The organism is Thermus caldilimi (assembly GCF_004684245.1).
Lineage (GTDB): Bacteria > Deinococcota > Deinococci > Deinococcales > Thermaceae > Thermus > Thermus caldilimi.
In genome coordinates this window covers 488,283-500,735 of record NZ_CP038452.1, presented here as the reverse complement: position 1 = coordinate 500,735, position 12,453 = coordinate 488,283, and the positions used below count along the sequence as shown (strand labels likewise).

Annotated in this window: 14 protein-coding genes, 1 pseudogene and 1 riboswitch; of the genes and pseudogenes, 7 read left to right on the top strand and 8 right to left on the bottom strand. The window is 64.8% G+C overall.

Translation table 11 applies throughout. The features are described 5' to 3' along the window. Position 1: 1 nt before the first annotated feature. From EBI04_RS02475 to thiE, 4 genes are read right to left on the bottom strand one after another with little or no spacing between them, the layout of a single operon-like run. Positions 2 to 937, bottom strand: coding sequence for an NAD(P)/FAD-dependent oxidoreductase (locus EBI04_RS02475; RefSeq protein WP_135255894.1), 936 nt, complete (start codon positions 935 to 937; stop codon positions 2 to 4). Continuing rightward, positions 934 to 1,719 (bottom strand): thiazole synthase, encoded by a 786-nt coding sequence (locus tag EBI04_RS02470; RefSeq protein ID WP_135255893.1) that lies wholly within the window; start codon positions 1,717 to 1,719, stop codon positions 934 to 936. Before EBI04_RS02470 ends, EBI04_RS02475 begins: the two co-directional genes overlap by 4 nt. Continuing rightward, positions 1,720 to 1,914, bottom strand: a complete 195-nt coding sequence (gene thiS, locus EBI04_RS02465; RefSeq protein WP_019550911.1) for a sulfur carrier protein ThiS — start codon at positions 1,912 to 1,914, stop codon at positions 1,720 to 1,722. It abuts the gene before it with no gap. Further along, entirely contained in the window at positions 1,901 to 2,521 is a 621-nt protein-coding gene (gene thiE, locus EBI04_RS02460) for a thiamine phosphate synthase (protein ID WP_135257841.1), read from the bottom strand. The genes thiS and thiE overlap by 14 nt, the downstream gene beginning before the upstream one ends. Positions 2,522 to 2,615: 94 nt before the next feature. Further along, a riboswitch (TPP riboswitch) is annotated at positions 2,616 to 2,725 on the bottom strand. Positions 2,726 to 2,850: 125 nt separating this feature from the next. Between thiE and EBI04_RS02455 the strand changes: the two are divergent. From EBI04_RS02455 to sat, 7 genes and pseudogenes are all read left to right on the top strand, one after another. Next, positions 2,851 to 4,580: pseudogene (locus tag EBI04_RS02455) on the top strand (nitrite/sulfite reductase). Between the two features lie 12 nt (positions 4,581 to 4,592). Beyond that, positions 4,593 to 5,351 (top strand): uroporphyrinogen-III synthase, encoded by a 759-nt coding sequence (locus EBI04_RS02450; RefSeq protein WP_135255892.1) that lies wholly within the window; start codon positions 4,593 to 4,595, stop codon positions 5,349 to 5,351. Beyond that, positions 5,348 to 5,998, top strand: a complete 651-nt coding sequence (locus EBI04_RS02445; protein WP_135255891.1) for a precorrin-2 dehydrogenase/sirohydrochlorin ferrochelatase family protein — start codon at positions 5,348 to 5,350, stop codon at positions 5,996 to 5,998. Before EBI04_RS02450 ends, EBI04_RS02445 begins: the two co-directional genes overlap by 4 nt. Beyond that, positions 5,986 to 6,654, top strand: coding sequence for a phosphoadenylyl-sulfate reductase (locus EBI04_RS02440; protein WP_135255890.1), 669 nt, complete (start codon positions 5,986 to 5,988; stop codon positions 6,652 to 6,654). Before EBI04_RS02445 ends, EBI04_RS02440 begins: the two co-directional genes overlap by 13 nt. Further along, positions 6,655 to 7,395: a sulfite exporter TauE/SafE family protein gene (locus EBI04_RS02435; RefSeq protein WP_135255889.1), complete on the top strand. Its 741-nt coding sequence runs from the start codon at positions 6,655 to 6,657 to the stop codon at positions 7,393 to 7,395. Next, the gene (cobA, locus tag EBI04_RS02430) at positions 7,388 to 8,140 is read left to right on the top strand and encodes a uroporphyrinogen-III C-methyltransferase (protein WP_135255888.1); all 753 of its coding nucleotides are present in this window, start codon (positions 7,388 to 7,390) and stop codon (positions 8,138 to 8,140) included. The genes EBI04_RS02435 and cobA overlap by 8 nt, the downstream gene beginning before the upstream one ends. Then, positions 8,116 to 9,168: a sulfate adenylyltransferase gene (sat, locus tag EBI04_RS02425; protein WP_135255887.1), complete on the top strand. Its 1,053-nt coding sequence runs from the start codon at positions 8,116 to 8,118 to the stop codon at positions 9,166 to 9,168. Before cobA ends, sat begins: the two co-directional genes overlap by 25 nt. Positions 9,169 to 9,203: 35 nt before the next feature. Here sat and EBI04_RS02420 read toward each other — a convergent pair whose 3' ends face one another. From EBI04_RS02420 to EBI04_RS02405, 4 genes are all read right to left on the bottom strand, one after another. Then, the gene (locus tag EBI04_RS02420) at positions 9,204 to 10,541 is read right to left on the bottom strand and encodes a cobyrinic acid a,c-diamide synthase CobB (RefSeq protein ID WP_135255886.1); all 1,338 of its coding nucleotides are present in this window, start codon (positions 10,539 to 10,541) and stop codon (positions 9,204 to 9,206) included. Positions 10,542 to 10,545: 4 nt separating this feature from the next. Further along, complete coding sequence (locus tag EBI04_RS02415; protein ID WP_135255885.1) at positions 10,546 to 11,145, bottom strand: protoglobin domain-containing protein; 600 nt, start codon at positions 11,143 to 11,145, stop codon at positions 10,546 to 10,548. Positions 11,146 to 11,211: 66 nt separating this feature from the next. After that, positions 11,212 to 11,775 (bottom strand): cob(I)yrinic acid a,c-diamide adenosyltransferase, encoded by a 564-nt coding sequence (gene cobO, locus EBI04_RS02410; protein WP_135255884.1) that lies wholly within the window; start codon positions 11,773 to 11,775, stop codon positions 11,212 to 11,214. Continuing rightward, on the bottom strand, positions 11,754 to 12,452 hold the full coding sequence (locus tag EBI04_RS02405) for an adenosylcobinamide-GDP ribazoletransferase (protein WP_135255883.1): 699 nt from the start codon (positions 12,450 to 12,452) through the stop codon (positions 11,754 to 11,756). Before EBI04_RS02405 ends, cobO begins: the two co-directional genes overlap by 22 nt. Position 12,453: the final 1 nt, after the last annotated feature.

Sequence of the window (12,453 nt, the reverse complement as noted above, 5' to 3'; positions counted from 1 at the left end):
GCTACACCCCCAAAAGCTCGAGAATCCTCTTCGCCGTCCACGGGGCCAGGAGGACGCCGTTCCTTCCATGGCCCACCGCAGCCAGCACTCCCCTTTCCACCTCACCCACGAAAAGCTCTCCCACCGGCCTGTACCCCCAAAGGGCCTCCCGGAACCTGGCCCCTGCCAGCAGGGGAAAGCGCTCGTGGGCGTAGTCGGAAAGCCACCTTAGGCCGAATAGATCCACTCCCTGAGCCCATCCCTCTCGCTGGGTGGCCCCCACGTATACCCCACCCTCCCGGGGGAGGAGGTACCCTTCCCCGGCGAAAAGGGGGGAGGGAGGAGCCGGGCCCTCGAGGACCAAGGCCTCCCCCTTCAGGGGCCGGACCCCAAGGCCAAATCGGCTACCCCAGGCGCCCACGGCCAGGAGGACGAACCGGGCCTGGGCGGTAAAGGGCTCCTCCAGCCAGCGCCCTCGCACTCCCCCTTCCTTCACCTCCTCCACCTCGGCTTGAAGGAAAGGGGTTTCCATGACCTCCAGAGCTTTCAGTAAGGCCTTGCGGAGGGCCTTGGGATGGACATACCCCCCAGGGAAGGTATGCGCTCCCCTTCCACCGCGAACCGGGTAGGACAAGGACTCCTGGGCCTCCCAGGCCTCCTTTTCCACCTGGGACAGGGCCACCACCTGGGTGCCGCCAAACCCCGCCTCCACCTTCCATCCCTTGGCGGCAAGCTCCTCGAGGAGGCCTGGATAGTACTCCAGGCCGAAAAGGGCCGCCTCCAGAACCTCCCCGGAAAGCCCCTCGGGATAAGGAGCCAGCATCCCCGCACTGGCCAGGGTAGCCGCTCCCTCCTTACCGGCATCTAGGAGGAGGACGGAAAGCCCCCGCTTCCTGAGCTCGTAGGCGGCGAGGGTTCCGATAATCCCCGCCCCCACCACCGCCACCTCCACCCTCACGGCTTAGGACCTCCCAAAGGGATGCCCTCCCTGGGGCTCGAGGGGCTCGCCACCTCCCGGGGTCGCATGGGGCCGGCCAAAAAGGCCCTCCTCCCCGCCTCCACAGCCAAACGAAAGGCCTCAGCCATGGCCACGGGATCTTGGGCCTCGGCAATGGCGGTGTTCACCAGCACAGCGTCCAAACCCATCTCCATCACCTCCGCTGCATGGGAAGGAAGGCCAAGCCCTGCGTCCACCACCACCGGGGGCAGTGAGGCCTTCTCCCGGGCGAAGAGCTCCAAAAGGGCCCGGGTCCTCACCCCCCAGCCGGAGCCGATGGGGGCCGCCAGGGGCATCACCGTAGCCGTGCCCTGCTCCGAAAGCTTCTTGGCCAGGACGAGGTCAGGACCGATGTAGGGCAGGACCAGGAAGCCCTCGTCGATGAGCATCCTCGCCGCCCTCAGGGTCTCCACGGGATCGGGGAGGAGATAGGTGGGGTCAGGGATCACCTCCAGCTTCACCCACCTCTCCCCGGTGAGAACCCGGCCCAGCCGGGCTATCCTCAACGCTTCCTCCGCCGTCCTGGCACCTGCCGTGTTGGGCAGGAGGCGCACGCCCCCTAAGGCCTCGAGGAGACCCACGTGCCCGGGCATCCTGGCCTCCACCCGGCGGATGGCCACGGTGACCACCTCGGCCCCCGCAGCCTTTATGGCCTCTCGCATCACCCCGAAGTCCCGGAACTTGCCCGAGCCCAGGATAAGACGGCTTTTAAGCTCTATGTTCCCGACCTTCCAGGTGTCCATCTAGCCTCCTTGCATGAGGGTGACCACCTCCACCACATCCCCCTCCTTCAGGACGTGATGAGGAAGCTCCCGCCCCAGGTAGGCCTCCTCGTTGAGGAGGACCGCCACCCGGGAAAGATCCACGTCCAGCTCCTCCAGAACCTCCCTTAGCGTCTTGCCCTCGAGGGGCTTAGCCTCCCCGTTAAGCCACACCATAAAGCCGCTCCCTGAATGCCCGGGCCGCCCGCTCGGGGTTCTCAGCGTCCAGGATGGCGCGGACCACCACAACTCGGCGCGCCCCAGCCTCCAAAACCTCCCCCAGGTTCTCCAGGGTGATTCCGCCGATGGCGTACCAGGGCCCCTCCCCCAGGTTCTCCCGGGCCCAGCGCACATAGCCCAGGCCCGCGGCCTGCCTCCCCGGCTTGGTGGGGGTTTCCCACACAGGGCCTATGGAGAGGTAGTCCACTCCTTCCTCGAGGGCTCTTAGGGCCTGTTCGGGAGCGTGGGTAGAGCGGCCCACCATCCCCTGAAAGAAGCGCCGGGCCTCCGCGGGCGTCAGGTCCCTCTGGCCAAGGTGCACCCCATCCGCTCCCAGAAGGGCCGCCAGGTCCGGCCGGTCGTTGAGGAAGAAGGGCACCCCATACCGTCGAGCCAGGGCCAGCATCCTCTCCCCCAGGTCCAGGATGGGCCTCGCCTCCCAGTCCTTAGCCCGAAGCTGCAACACCTCCACCCCACCCGCCAGGGCCCGTTCCGTCCGATCCAGCACCTCCTCCATGGACCAACCGGGCCTCGGGGTCACCACCAGGTAGAGCCTTCCCAGCAAGCTTTCACCTCCCCAGCGCATGTGCCCTACGGGTAAAGCCTCAAGCGGGTATCCAGGGCCCACGCGGCCTGGGGAGAGGTCGGTTTGTAAGGGGATTCTTCCGCATAGGCTTCCCTCCGCCGGCATTACCCGGATCAGGTTCTAAGGGTTGCTGGGAGAAACCCAGCTCTCAGCCCCTCCATTGGGGCACCCCTAGCCTGTCCCCTCCACTATAGCATGCGGGGCTCTCGAAAACCCGACCTGGGGAACAGAGCCTATACCCTTGATTTTCATACACTCAATGGTATATTATGCCGGGCAATCCCCCGGGAGGGGGGAAAGGAGGCAGGATGGCAGGACTCAGCGCGGAGGCCGAAGCCGAAATCCAGTATCTGGAGGCCATGATTGCCCGCCTCGAGGCGGGGGAGGAGGACCCCGAGGACTTCCGGGTCTACCGCCTGAAAAACGGCATCTACAGCATTCGGGGAAGGCCAGAGCACCACATGGTGCGCATCAAACTCCCCGTGGGCCGGGTAAGCCCGGAGGCCCTAAGGGTTCTGGCAGAGGTGGCGGAGCGGTATGCAGAAAACCGTCTGGCCCACGTAACTACCCGGCAGGCGGTGCAGCTTCACCACGTGCACCGAAGGGACGTACCCCACGTCCTCCGGGCTGTAAACGGAGTTGGCCTCACTACCCGCGAGGCCTGCGGCCACTCCATCCGAGCCATCACCTGCTGCCCGTACGCCGGAGTTTCCCCTGAGGAGCCCTTTGACGTGACTCCCTACGCCGAGGCCGCCTACCGCTACTTCCTCCGTCACCCCGTGGGGCAGAACCTGCCCCGCAAATTCAAGATTGCCTTCGAGGGGTGCGCCACAGACCATGCCCGTACCCCCATTCACGACATCGGGGTGGTGGCCGCGGTGGAGGGGGGCAAAAGGGGCTTCCGCCTTTATGTGGGCGGGGGCTTGGGAGCGGCTCCCATGAGCGCGGAACTTTTGGAACCCTTCACCCCAGAGGAGGACCTCCTCCCCACCATGCTGGCCATCATCCGTCTCTTTGACCGCCACGGTAACCGCAAGGTCCTAACCCAAGCCCGGCTCAAGTTTCTGGTAAAGAAGTGGGGAATTTCCGCCTTCCGCGAGGCGGTAAGGGAGGAAAGGCGGATCGTGAAGCTCACCGCAAGCGGTGAGGACCTAAAGGCCTGGCAACCTCCGCAGGACCTCCCACCCCCAAGCCTTCCCTCCCCTCCCAGGAAGCCCTTCTCCTTCGCTCCCGGGTTTGATGCCTGGCGCCGCACCAACCTCTTTCGTCAAAAGCAAGAGGGCTACTACACCGTGGCCGTGCGCCTTCCCCTTGGGGATATCACCCCGGAAGGGCTCAGGGCGCTGGCGGATATCGCCGAAACCTACGCTGGAGAAATAAGGAGTGCCATCAGCCAGAACTTACTCCTTCGCTTCGTGCCCGAGGACGCTTTGGGTGGGCTTTACGAAGCCCTGTTGCGGGTGGGCCTGGCCCATCCTGAGGCCCACACCATCCTGGACATAACCCGCTGCCCTGGAGCTGACACCTGCAACCTGGCCATCACCCGCTCCCGGGGGCTGGCGCAGGCCCTGGAAGCGCACCTCCACACCCTTCCTCTGACCCATGATCCAGCGGTGCGGTCCATTAGCATCAAGATCTCCGGTTGCCCCAACTCCTGCGGTCAACACCACATAGCCGATATCGGCCTTTACGGCTCAAGCCGTAAGGTAGGGGAAAACGAAGTTCCTCACTACACCCTCCTCCTGGGGGGCGTACCCGGGAGGGGGAGGCCCGTTTTGGCCAAGTAGTGGCTCGGATTCCTGCCCGGCGCACTCCTGAGGCGGTGGAAAGGATCCTGAAGCGCTACCAGGAGGAACGGGAGCAGGGCGAAAGTTTCCAGGCTTATGTGGACCGGGTGGGGGCCGCCTCCTTCAAGCCCCTTCTCGAGGACCTCCAGACTATTCCTTCCCATGAGGAAGCCCCAGAGTACTACCAGGACCTGGGGGCGGAAGGGGAAACCTTCCGGGTGCAGCTAGGCCGTGGGGAGTGCGCGGTGTAAGGGAGGTTGGGGATGCGCATCGCCTATGCCGGTCTCAGGAGGAGGGAAGAGTTCAAATCCCTGGCGACAAAGCTAGGCTTAATCCCCCTCCTTCTCCCTGTTCAGGCCACGGAAAAGGTACCCGTTCCCGAATACCAGGACCATCTCCGGCGGCTGGGAGAAGGGGTGGATCTCTTCGTGGCCACCACCGGGATAGGGGTAAGGGAGCTTTTGGAAGGAGGGCGGGTTTTGGAACTAGACCTGAAGGGGAGCCTGGAGAAAGCCCTCCGCTTGGCCCGGGGGGCCAAGGCCGCCCGGGTACTCAGGGACCTAGGGCTTGCCCCTCATGGGGTAGGAGACGGGACCACGCCAAGCCTCCTGCCTCTCCTACCCCAAGAACCTGGAGTGGCCGCCCTCCAGCTTTACGGCAAGCCCCTACCCCTCCTGGAACAGGCGTTGGAGGAAAGGGGCTATGAGGTTCTCCCCCTCATGCCTTACCGCCACCTGCCGGACCCTGAGGGGATCCGCCTTCTGGAGGAGACCATTTTGGCCAAAGAGGTGGAAGCGGTAGCCTTTGTAGCCGCCATCCAGGTGGAGTTCCTGTTTGAGGGAGCCCGGAACCCCTCGGAGTTGAGGAGAACCTTCCAGCACGAGGTAAAGGCCCTGGCCGTGGGCCGGGTTACTGCGGATGCCTTAAGGGAGTGGGGGGTGCAGCCCTTCTACGTGGATGAGCAGGAGCGGCTAGGAAGCATGCTCCAGGGCTTCTTACGCCTGTACCGGGAGGTGGCATGACCTACTTTCCCCTCATGCTGAACCTGAGGGACAGGCCGGTTCTCCTAATCGCCGGCGGCCCGGAGACGGGGACCAAGCTCCAAGCCCTCTTGGAGGCCCAGGCCCAGGTCACCGTCCTGGCTGAGGAGGACCATTGGAATCTGGCGGACTTGGCCAAGGAGGGAAGGATCCGCTGGCTTCCCCGAGGTTATCGGGAAGGGGACCTCGAGGGCTTCTTCCTGGTGGTGAGCCATCCCCGGGACAAGGGGATCCACCCCCAGGTAAAGGCAGAAGCGGAAAGGCGAAGGGTGTTTTTGGTGGCGGTGGACGACCCGGAAAACGCCACCGCCATCCTCCCCGCCGTGGTGCGAAGGGGGGAGTTGGTGGTGGCCCTTTCCACCTCTGGGGCTGCCCCTGCCTTGGCGGTGCGCCTAAAGGAGCGTTTTCTTCGGCTTTTGGGTCCAGAGTACGGGGAACTTGTAGCCTACCTGCGCCACCTTAGGCCACGGATAGCGGAGATCCCCTGCTTCGAAGAGCGCAAGCGGCTTTGGTACCGCCTAGTGGATTTGGCCTTAGAGGAACTTGACCTGGATCCGGAGGCCGGCCTGACCAGGGCCAAGGAAAAGGTGGAGGAAGTGCTTGCGGAGGTTCAGCCATGGACAAGGTAACAAGCGCCAAGGCCCTTATCCGGGACGCCCTAGCGGAAGGCCAAAAGCCCTGCTTCACGTGCAGTTTCCAAGCAGAGGACGTGGTGGTGCTCCATCTCCTCTTGGAGGAGAAACCCGACATCCCCGTCCTCTTCCTGGACACCGGCTACCACTTCCCGGAGGTCTACGCCTACCGGGATGCCCTAAAGGAGAAGCTTGGCTTCCAGCTCATCAACCTCTCCCCAAGCCTTTCCCGGGAGGAGCAGGAACGCCTATACGGGAAGCTCTACGAGACCGACCCCACCCGCTGCTGCCAGATCCGCAAGGTGGACCCGCTATTCCGGGCCCTCGAGGACTACGACACTTGGTTCACAGGGCTTAGACGGGAGCAGTCCCCCACCCGGGCCCACCTGAAGCCCCGGGAGGAAGCCATCCTAGAAAGCGGCCACCGCCTCATCAAGGTGAACCCCCTCTACGATTGGACCCTGAAGGAGGTCTTCGCCTACCTGGCTGTGGCCGATCTCCCCCACCTTCCCCTTTATGACCAAGGCTACCTCTCCATCGGCTGCGCTCCCTGTACGGCCAAGCCCCTAGACCCCAAGGACCCCCGCTCTGGCCGCTGGGCGGGCAAGGGCAAGCTGGAGTGTGGCATCCACCTGCACCCAAAGGAGGAATAGATGGCCTTTCTTCTGGGCTTCCTCATCGCCTTCGCCATCGGGATCACCGGGGTGGGGGCCGGCACCATCACCGCCCCCCTCCTCATCCTGGGCCTGGGCCTTTCCCCGGAGATCGCGGTGGGCACGGCCCTTCTCTTCGGTTTTCTGGTCAAGGTTCCCGCTGGCGCCGTCTACCTCTTTAGGCGCCAGGTGGCGGGTAGGGTGCTGAGCCTCCTCCTTTTGGGGGGGATTCCTGGGGTCCTGCTGGGCAGCCTCCTCCTGGTTCACCTCAAGGGGGCCAAGGACATGGTCCTCCTCCTGGTGGGGCTCACCGTGGTGGTTTCAGCGGGGCTTGGGCTTTACCGGAGCCTGGCCCGGCTAATCCTAAGCCGGGAACGGCCCTGGCTCCTGCCTCCCGCCGCCTTCGGGATTGGCCTCGAGGTGGGCTTCTCCTCGGCAGGAGCAGGGGCCCTGGGCAGCCTCCTCCTGCTCTACGCCACCCGCCTTACTCCCCAGCAGGTGGTGGGCACGGACATCCTCTTCGGCCTGGTCCTCTCCCTGGCGGGGGCTGGGGTGCACCTCCACTTCGGCCAGGTGGACCCAAACCTCCTTCTCTCCCTAAGCCTAGGAGGGATCGTGGGGGCCAGCCTGGGGGCCCTCGTGGCCACCCGCGTGCCCAAGCAGCCCTTCCGGGTAGCCCTCCTACTCTGGCTTCTCTTCATCGGTGCCCAGATGGTCTGGCGGGGGGTGGCCCATGGCTAAGGTCTACCTGGTGGGAGCCGGGCCAGGAGATCCCGACCTCCTCACCCTGAAGGCCTACCGTCTCCTCAGGGAAGCCCCGGTGGTCCTCCACGACCGGCTGGTGGACGGGAAGATCCTGGCCCTAATCCAGGGGAAAAGGGTGGAGGTGGGCAAGGCGGAAGGGGAAAGCGGCAAGCAGGATGACATCCACCGGCTTCTCCTCCACTACGCCCGGACCCACCCCTTCGTGGTCCGGCTCAAGGGAGGGGACCCCTTCGTCTTCGGAAGAGGGGGTGAGGAGGTGCTTTTCCTCAGCGCCCATGGGGTGGCGGTGGAGGTAGTACCTGGGGTAAGCAGCGTCCTGGCCACAGGACTTCCCCTCACCCACCGAGGCCTCAGTTCGGGCTTTGCGGTGGTCTCCGGGGTTTTAGAGGGTGGTGGATACCCGGACCTAAGCACCTTCGCCAAGGTGCCCACCCTGGTGGTCCTTATGGGGGTGAGAAGGCGGGCATGGATTGCCCAAGAGCTGATTCGGTTGGGAAGGGATCCCAAGGAACCTTGCCTCTTCGTGGAGAGGGCCACCACCCCCAAGGAAGCGCAGGTGTTAAGCCGGCTGGAAGAGGTGGCGGAGGGGAAGGTGGAGGTGGCCGCCCCAGCGGTCTGGGTGATCGGCAAGGTGGTGGAGGTCTTTGACGTTCTCCAAAAAACACCACAGGCTTGGGCCCTTGCGGAGGTTGGACCATGGTGGAAACCCTACCCCAGGTGACCATTGGCGAGGACGAGCGGCTGGACCTAGAAAACCTGGCCACGGGAGCCTTCCACCCTGTGCGAGGCTTTATGACTCGGGAGGAAACCCTTTCCGTGGCCCAGGAGATGCGCCTTCCTTCGGGAGAGGTTTGGACGATTCCCATCCTCCTCCAGCTCCAGGAGCGACCCCGGGTGGGCAAGGGGGATCAGGTGGTCCTCGTGCACCGGGAAAAGCCGGTGGCCCTTCTCCAGGTAGAGGACGCCTACGAGCTGGACTTGAAGACCTTGTCCCGGCAGGTGTTCGGTACGGAGAGCGAGGCCCACCCCGGGGTCAAGAAGCTCCTCGCCAAGGGGCCCTACGCCCTCGGGGGGCGGGTAGAGGTGTTGGCCTGGAGACCCCGGTCTGCACTGCTGGAGAAAACCCCCGAGGAGATGCGGGCTTTCTTCCGGGAAAAGGGCTGGAGTAAGGTGGTGGCCTTTCAAACCCGCAACGCCCCCCACCGGGCCCACGAGTACCTAATCCGGTTAGGACTGGAGCTGGCCGATGGAGTTCTAGTCCATCCCATCCTGGGTGCCAAGAAAGAGGACGACTTCCCCACGGAGGTCATCGTTAAGGCTTACCAAGCCCTCATAGACGGCTTTTTGCCCCGGGAACGGGTGGCCCTGTTTGGCCTTGCCACCCCGATGCGCTACGCCGGCCCCCGGGAAGCGGTATTCCACGCCCTTGTGCGCAAGAACTTCGGGGCCACCCACTTCCTGGTGGGCCGGGATCATGCGGGGGTAGGAGATTTTTACGATCCTTACGCAGCCCACCGCATCTTTGACCAGCTTCCCCCCTTGGGCATCGAGATCGTGAAGGTGGGCGCGGTCTTTCACTGCCCCATCTGCGGCGGGATCGCCTCGGAAAGAACTTGCCCCGACCACCACCGGGAGAGGCGGATCTCCATCAGCATGACCAAGGTGCGGTCCCTCTTAAGGGAAGGCAAAACCCCACCCGCCGAACTGGTACGACCTGAACTGATCCCTATCCTTCAAGAAGGGGTCTAGGGCAGCCAAGGCTTCCCCGGAAGACGGAAAGGCCCTCACCTGGGCCTGCGCAACTTCGCCTTCCCATGGGCCAAGGCCAGGAACCTTCCGGCTCCCTCCGGGCGGGCCGGCAGGTAGAGGTGGACGAAGCTTCCCAGGATGCGCCCATCCGTGTAGCCCTCCACCTCCTCTCCCCCCACCCGCCGCCAGGCGGGGCTTGGGGAGAATTCCATCCGGGCGTAGTGGAACTCGTGCCCCTTGAAGGCCTCTCCCTTTTTGGCCACCGGGTTATCCCTCAAGGCCTCCACCTGCCGGTAGCCCAGGATGGGCCTTTCCGCCATATGGGCCTCCCCCGGAACCAGGCCCACCATGGGGAAGAAATCCTCCCCCACCCAAAGCCCCTGGGACAGGTACATGTACCCCCCGCACTCCGCCACCACCGGGCCAGGGAAACGACGGATGGCCTCCCGCATGGCACGGTTTTCCGCAAGCTGCTCTGCGAAAAGCTCGGGGTAGCCTCCTCCGAGGAGGATGGCCTCTGCCTCCGGAAGGGCCGAATCCCCTATGGGGCTGAAGGGGACAAGCTCCGCCCCCATGGCTTCTAGAAGCTCCAGGCTTTCGGGGTAGTAGAAGCGGAAGGCCTGATCCCAGGCGTAGGCCACCCGCACCCAGGCCGGCCTCCCCTCGGGGAGGAAAGGAGGAGCCTCGGGCAGGGGCAAGGCGGAGGTGGCCAGGCGCAAGACCGCTTCCAGGTCCACCTGGAAAGCCCGGCGCAAGGCTGCTAAAGGCGGGCGTATCTCCCCGGCGAGGACCAGGCCCAAATGGCGCTCCGGGATCTCCAGAAGGGGGTCTTGCGGAAGCCAGCCCAAAAGGGGCAGGCCCACCTGGCCGAGGGCCTCCCGTATGAGTTCCGCATGCCGGGGAGAACCCACCCGGTTGGCGAAGACGCCCACCACCTGGACCCCAGGATCAAAGTTCCGGAAGCCCTGCACCAGGGGGACGATGGAACCCGCCATGCCCGAAGCATCCACCACCAAGGCCACGGGGGCTTTGAGGAGCTTGGCCACCTGGGCCGTGGAGCCCACCTGGCCCAAGGGATCCTTGCCGTCAAAGAGCCCCATGACCCCCTCCACCAGGGCCAGGTCGGCTCCCTTGGCTCCATGCTGGAAGAGGGAAAGGAGGCCGGTTTCGTCCAGGAAAAAGCCGTCCAGATTGTAAACCCTGCGCCCGGAGGCCACCTCGAGGTGGCTGGGATCCACGTAATCCGGCCCCACCTTGAAGGGCTGGACCCTAAGACCCCGCTCCCCAAGAGCCTGGAGGAGGGCCAGGGCCACGGTGGTCTTTCCCGCCCCCGAATGGGGGGCGGCTAGGACCAACCGGGGGAGCCTCACCATGGCCTTAGCCTGGAGAAAGGCCCGCCAGGAGGCGGGCGGCTTCCTCCTGGGCCCTTTGCAGGAAAACCCCCACCTCCACCCCTTCCGCCTGCGCCAGGGCCTCGAGGTAGGCGTGGAGATAGCCTTCGGAGATCAAGGCCATTACGGTAAAGCCCAGCCGGCGCCAGGCATCCGCCAGGGCCTGGGCTTCCTCCTGGGGAAGGTGCTCTCGGGCCAGGCGGGAAACGGTATCCACCACCCAGTTCCACATAGCGGCCATCATGGCGTTGGTCACCCCCCGGCGTACGTGCACCAGCCCCACCAGGGTCTGCCAGGCGAAATACTGGCCGTTAAAGGGGCCCTCCACGGTGCGCAGGTACCAGTCCCTTAGGGTCTTCTCCCGAGCTGGCCTTTCCCCTTCCCGGAAGATGGCCCGGGTGGCGGGGTGGCCGAAGAGGGTGTCGTAGAAGCCCTGGACCACCTGGCCCACCCAGCCCCTCATGAGCTCCTTGTGCCGGGAAAAAGCCCTGGCGTCCTCCAGGGGGCGGAAACGGGCGGAGGGGGGAAGCTGGGACCAGAACTCCTGGGCCAAAGCATAAAAACGGCCAAGGCTCTTATCGGTCATGCGTACCATTCTACCTTCCCTGTGAGGGAATCCACCCATAGCCCAGGGAGGCCAAGCCCTTTAGCCCTAGTGCTCTATCCCTCGTTGCGCTGGCACCCCCTGGTCGAAGGCGTGCTTCACCTTGCGCATCTCGGTCACGGTGTCCGCGAGGTCCAGGAGGGCCTCCGGAGCCAGCCGACCCGTCACCACCACGTGCACGTGGGGGGGCCGTTCCCTCAGGACCCCAAGGAACTCCTCCAGGGGAATCCAGCCGTAACGCACGGGATAGGTGGCTTCATCCAGAACCACCAGGTCCCACTCCCCGGAAAGAAGGGCCGCCCTCGCCCTTTCCCAGCCTTCCCTAGCCAGGGCCGCCGAGTGGTCCAGGTCCCGGCTTTTCCAGGTGAATCCATCCCCCAAGCCCTCCACGGGAATCCCCAGGGCAGAAAAGGCCCGATGTTCCCCAAAGCGGGCCCCTTGGTGCTTGATGAACTGGAAGATCCTCACCTTCAGGCCCCGGCCATGAGCCCGAAGGGCCAGGCCAAAGGCTGCGGTGCTCTTTCCCTTGCCGTCCCCGGTGTAGACCAAGAGGAGGCCCCGCCGCTCCCCGGTGGGCCGGGTGTAGGGCTTCACCCGCTCAGGGTTTGCCATAGGACATAGCCTACCAGGCCCCCAAGTTCCCCCAGGGCGATCATGGCCCCGAGGACATCCCCGTTGATTCCGCCCAGGCGGGCAAGCGCGAAGCGGGCCACCAGGTAGGCGGTGAAGAGGGTCAAAAGGGCGGACCAGGGGTAAAGGAGGGGAAAGGGAAGGGCAAGGAGGAAGGCTCCCCAAACCGGTCCCCCCCGGATGAGTCCAGCCATCCCTTGGTGCAGAAGGGGATACCGGTTCAGAAAGGGCAGGATGGCGAAACGGGCAAAGCCGGGGAGGAAGAGGAGGAAAAGGGGATCCCGCACCAGGGCCAGAACCTGCCAGAGCAGGAGAAGGTAGAGCCCTCCCACCCCGAAGGCGAAGGGACCCAGGTGGGGGTCTTTGAGAATGCGAAGCCGCTCTGCCCTGGGCCTCGAGCCCAGGAGGGCATCGGCGGCGTCCAAAAGCCCATCCAGGTGCAAAAACCCCGTGAGGAGGAGAAGGCAGGCGAGCAGCAAGGCGGCCAGGAACCCTTCGGGAAGGGGGAGAAGGGCGAGAAGAGAGAGGGGAAGCCCGAGGGCATAGCCCGCCAGGGGGAAGAAAAGCGTGCTCCGTCGGAAATCCTCCGGGCTGGCCTCCCGGGGAGCCAGGGGAAAGACGGTAAGAAGGCCTAGGGCCAGGCGCAGAAGCCGCAGCATG

Excerpts from the sequence above, each read along its gene's own strand:
- EBI04_RS02470 (WP_135255893.1), bottom strand. The coding sequence starts at position 1,719 with ATGGACACCTGGAAGGTCGGGAACATAGAGCTTAAAAGCCGTCTTATC.
- thiS (WP_019550911.1), bottom strand. The coding sequence starts at position 1,914 with ATGGTGTGGCTTAACGGGGAGGCTAAGCCCCTCGAGGGCAAGACGCTA.
- EBI04_RS02450 (WP_135255892.1), top strand. The coding sequence starts at position 4,593 with ATGCGCATCGCCTATGCCGGTCTCAGGAGGAGGGAAGAGTTCAAATCC.
- EBI04_RS02445 (WP_135255891.1), top strand. The coding sequence starts at position 5,348 with ATGACCTACTTTCCCCTCATGCTGAACCTGAGGGACAGGCCGGTTCTC.
- EBI04_RS02440 (WP_135255890.1), top strand. The coding sequence starts at position 5,986 with ATGGACAAGGTAACAAGCGCCAAGGCCCTTATCCGGGACGCCCTAGCG.
- EBI04_RS02435 (WP_135255889.1), top strand. The coding sequence starts at position 6,655 with ATGGCCTTTCTTCTGGGCTTCCTCATCGCCTTCGCCATCGGGATCACC.
- cobA (WP_135255888.1), top strand. The coding sequence starts at position 7,388 with ATGGCTAAGGTCTACCTGGTGGGAGCCGGGCCAGGAGATCCCGACCTC.
- sat (WP_135255887.1), top strand. The coding sequence starts at position 8,116 with ATGGTGGAAACCCTACCCCAGGTGACCATTGGCGAGGACGAGCGGCTG.
- EBI04_RS02420 (WP_135255886.1), bottom strand. The coding sequence starts at position 10,541 with ATGGTGAGGCTCCCCCGGTTGGTCCTAGCCGCCCCCCATTCGGGGGCG.
- EBI04_RS02415 (WP_135255885.1), bottom strand. The coding sequence starts at position 11,145 with ATGACCGATAAGAGCCTTGGCCGTTTTTATGCTTTGGCCCAGGAGTTC.
- cobO (WP_135255884.1), bottom strand. The coding sequence starts at position 11,775 with ATGGCAAACCCTGAGCGGGTGAAGCCCTACACCCGGCCCACCGGGGAG.
- EBI04_RS02405 (WP_135255883.1), bottom strand. The coding sequence starts at position 12,452 with ATGCTGCGGCTTCTGCGCCTGGCCCTAGGCCTTCTTACCGTCTTTCCC.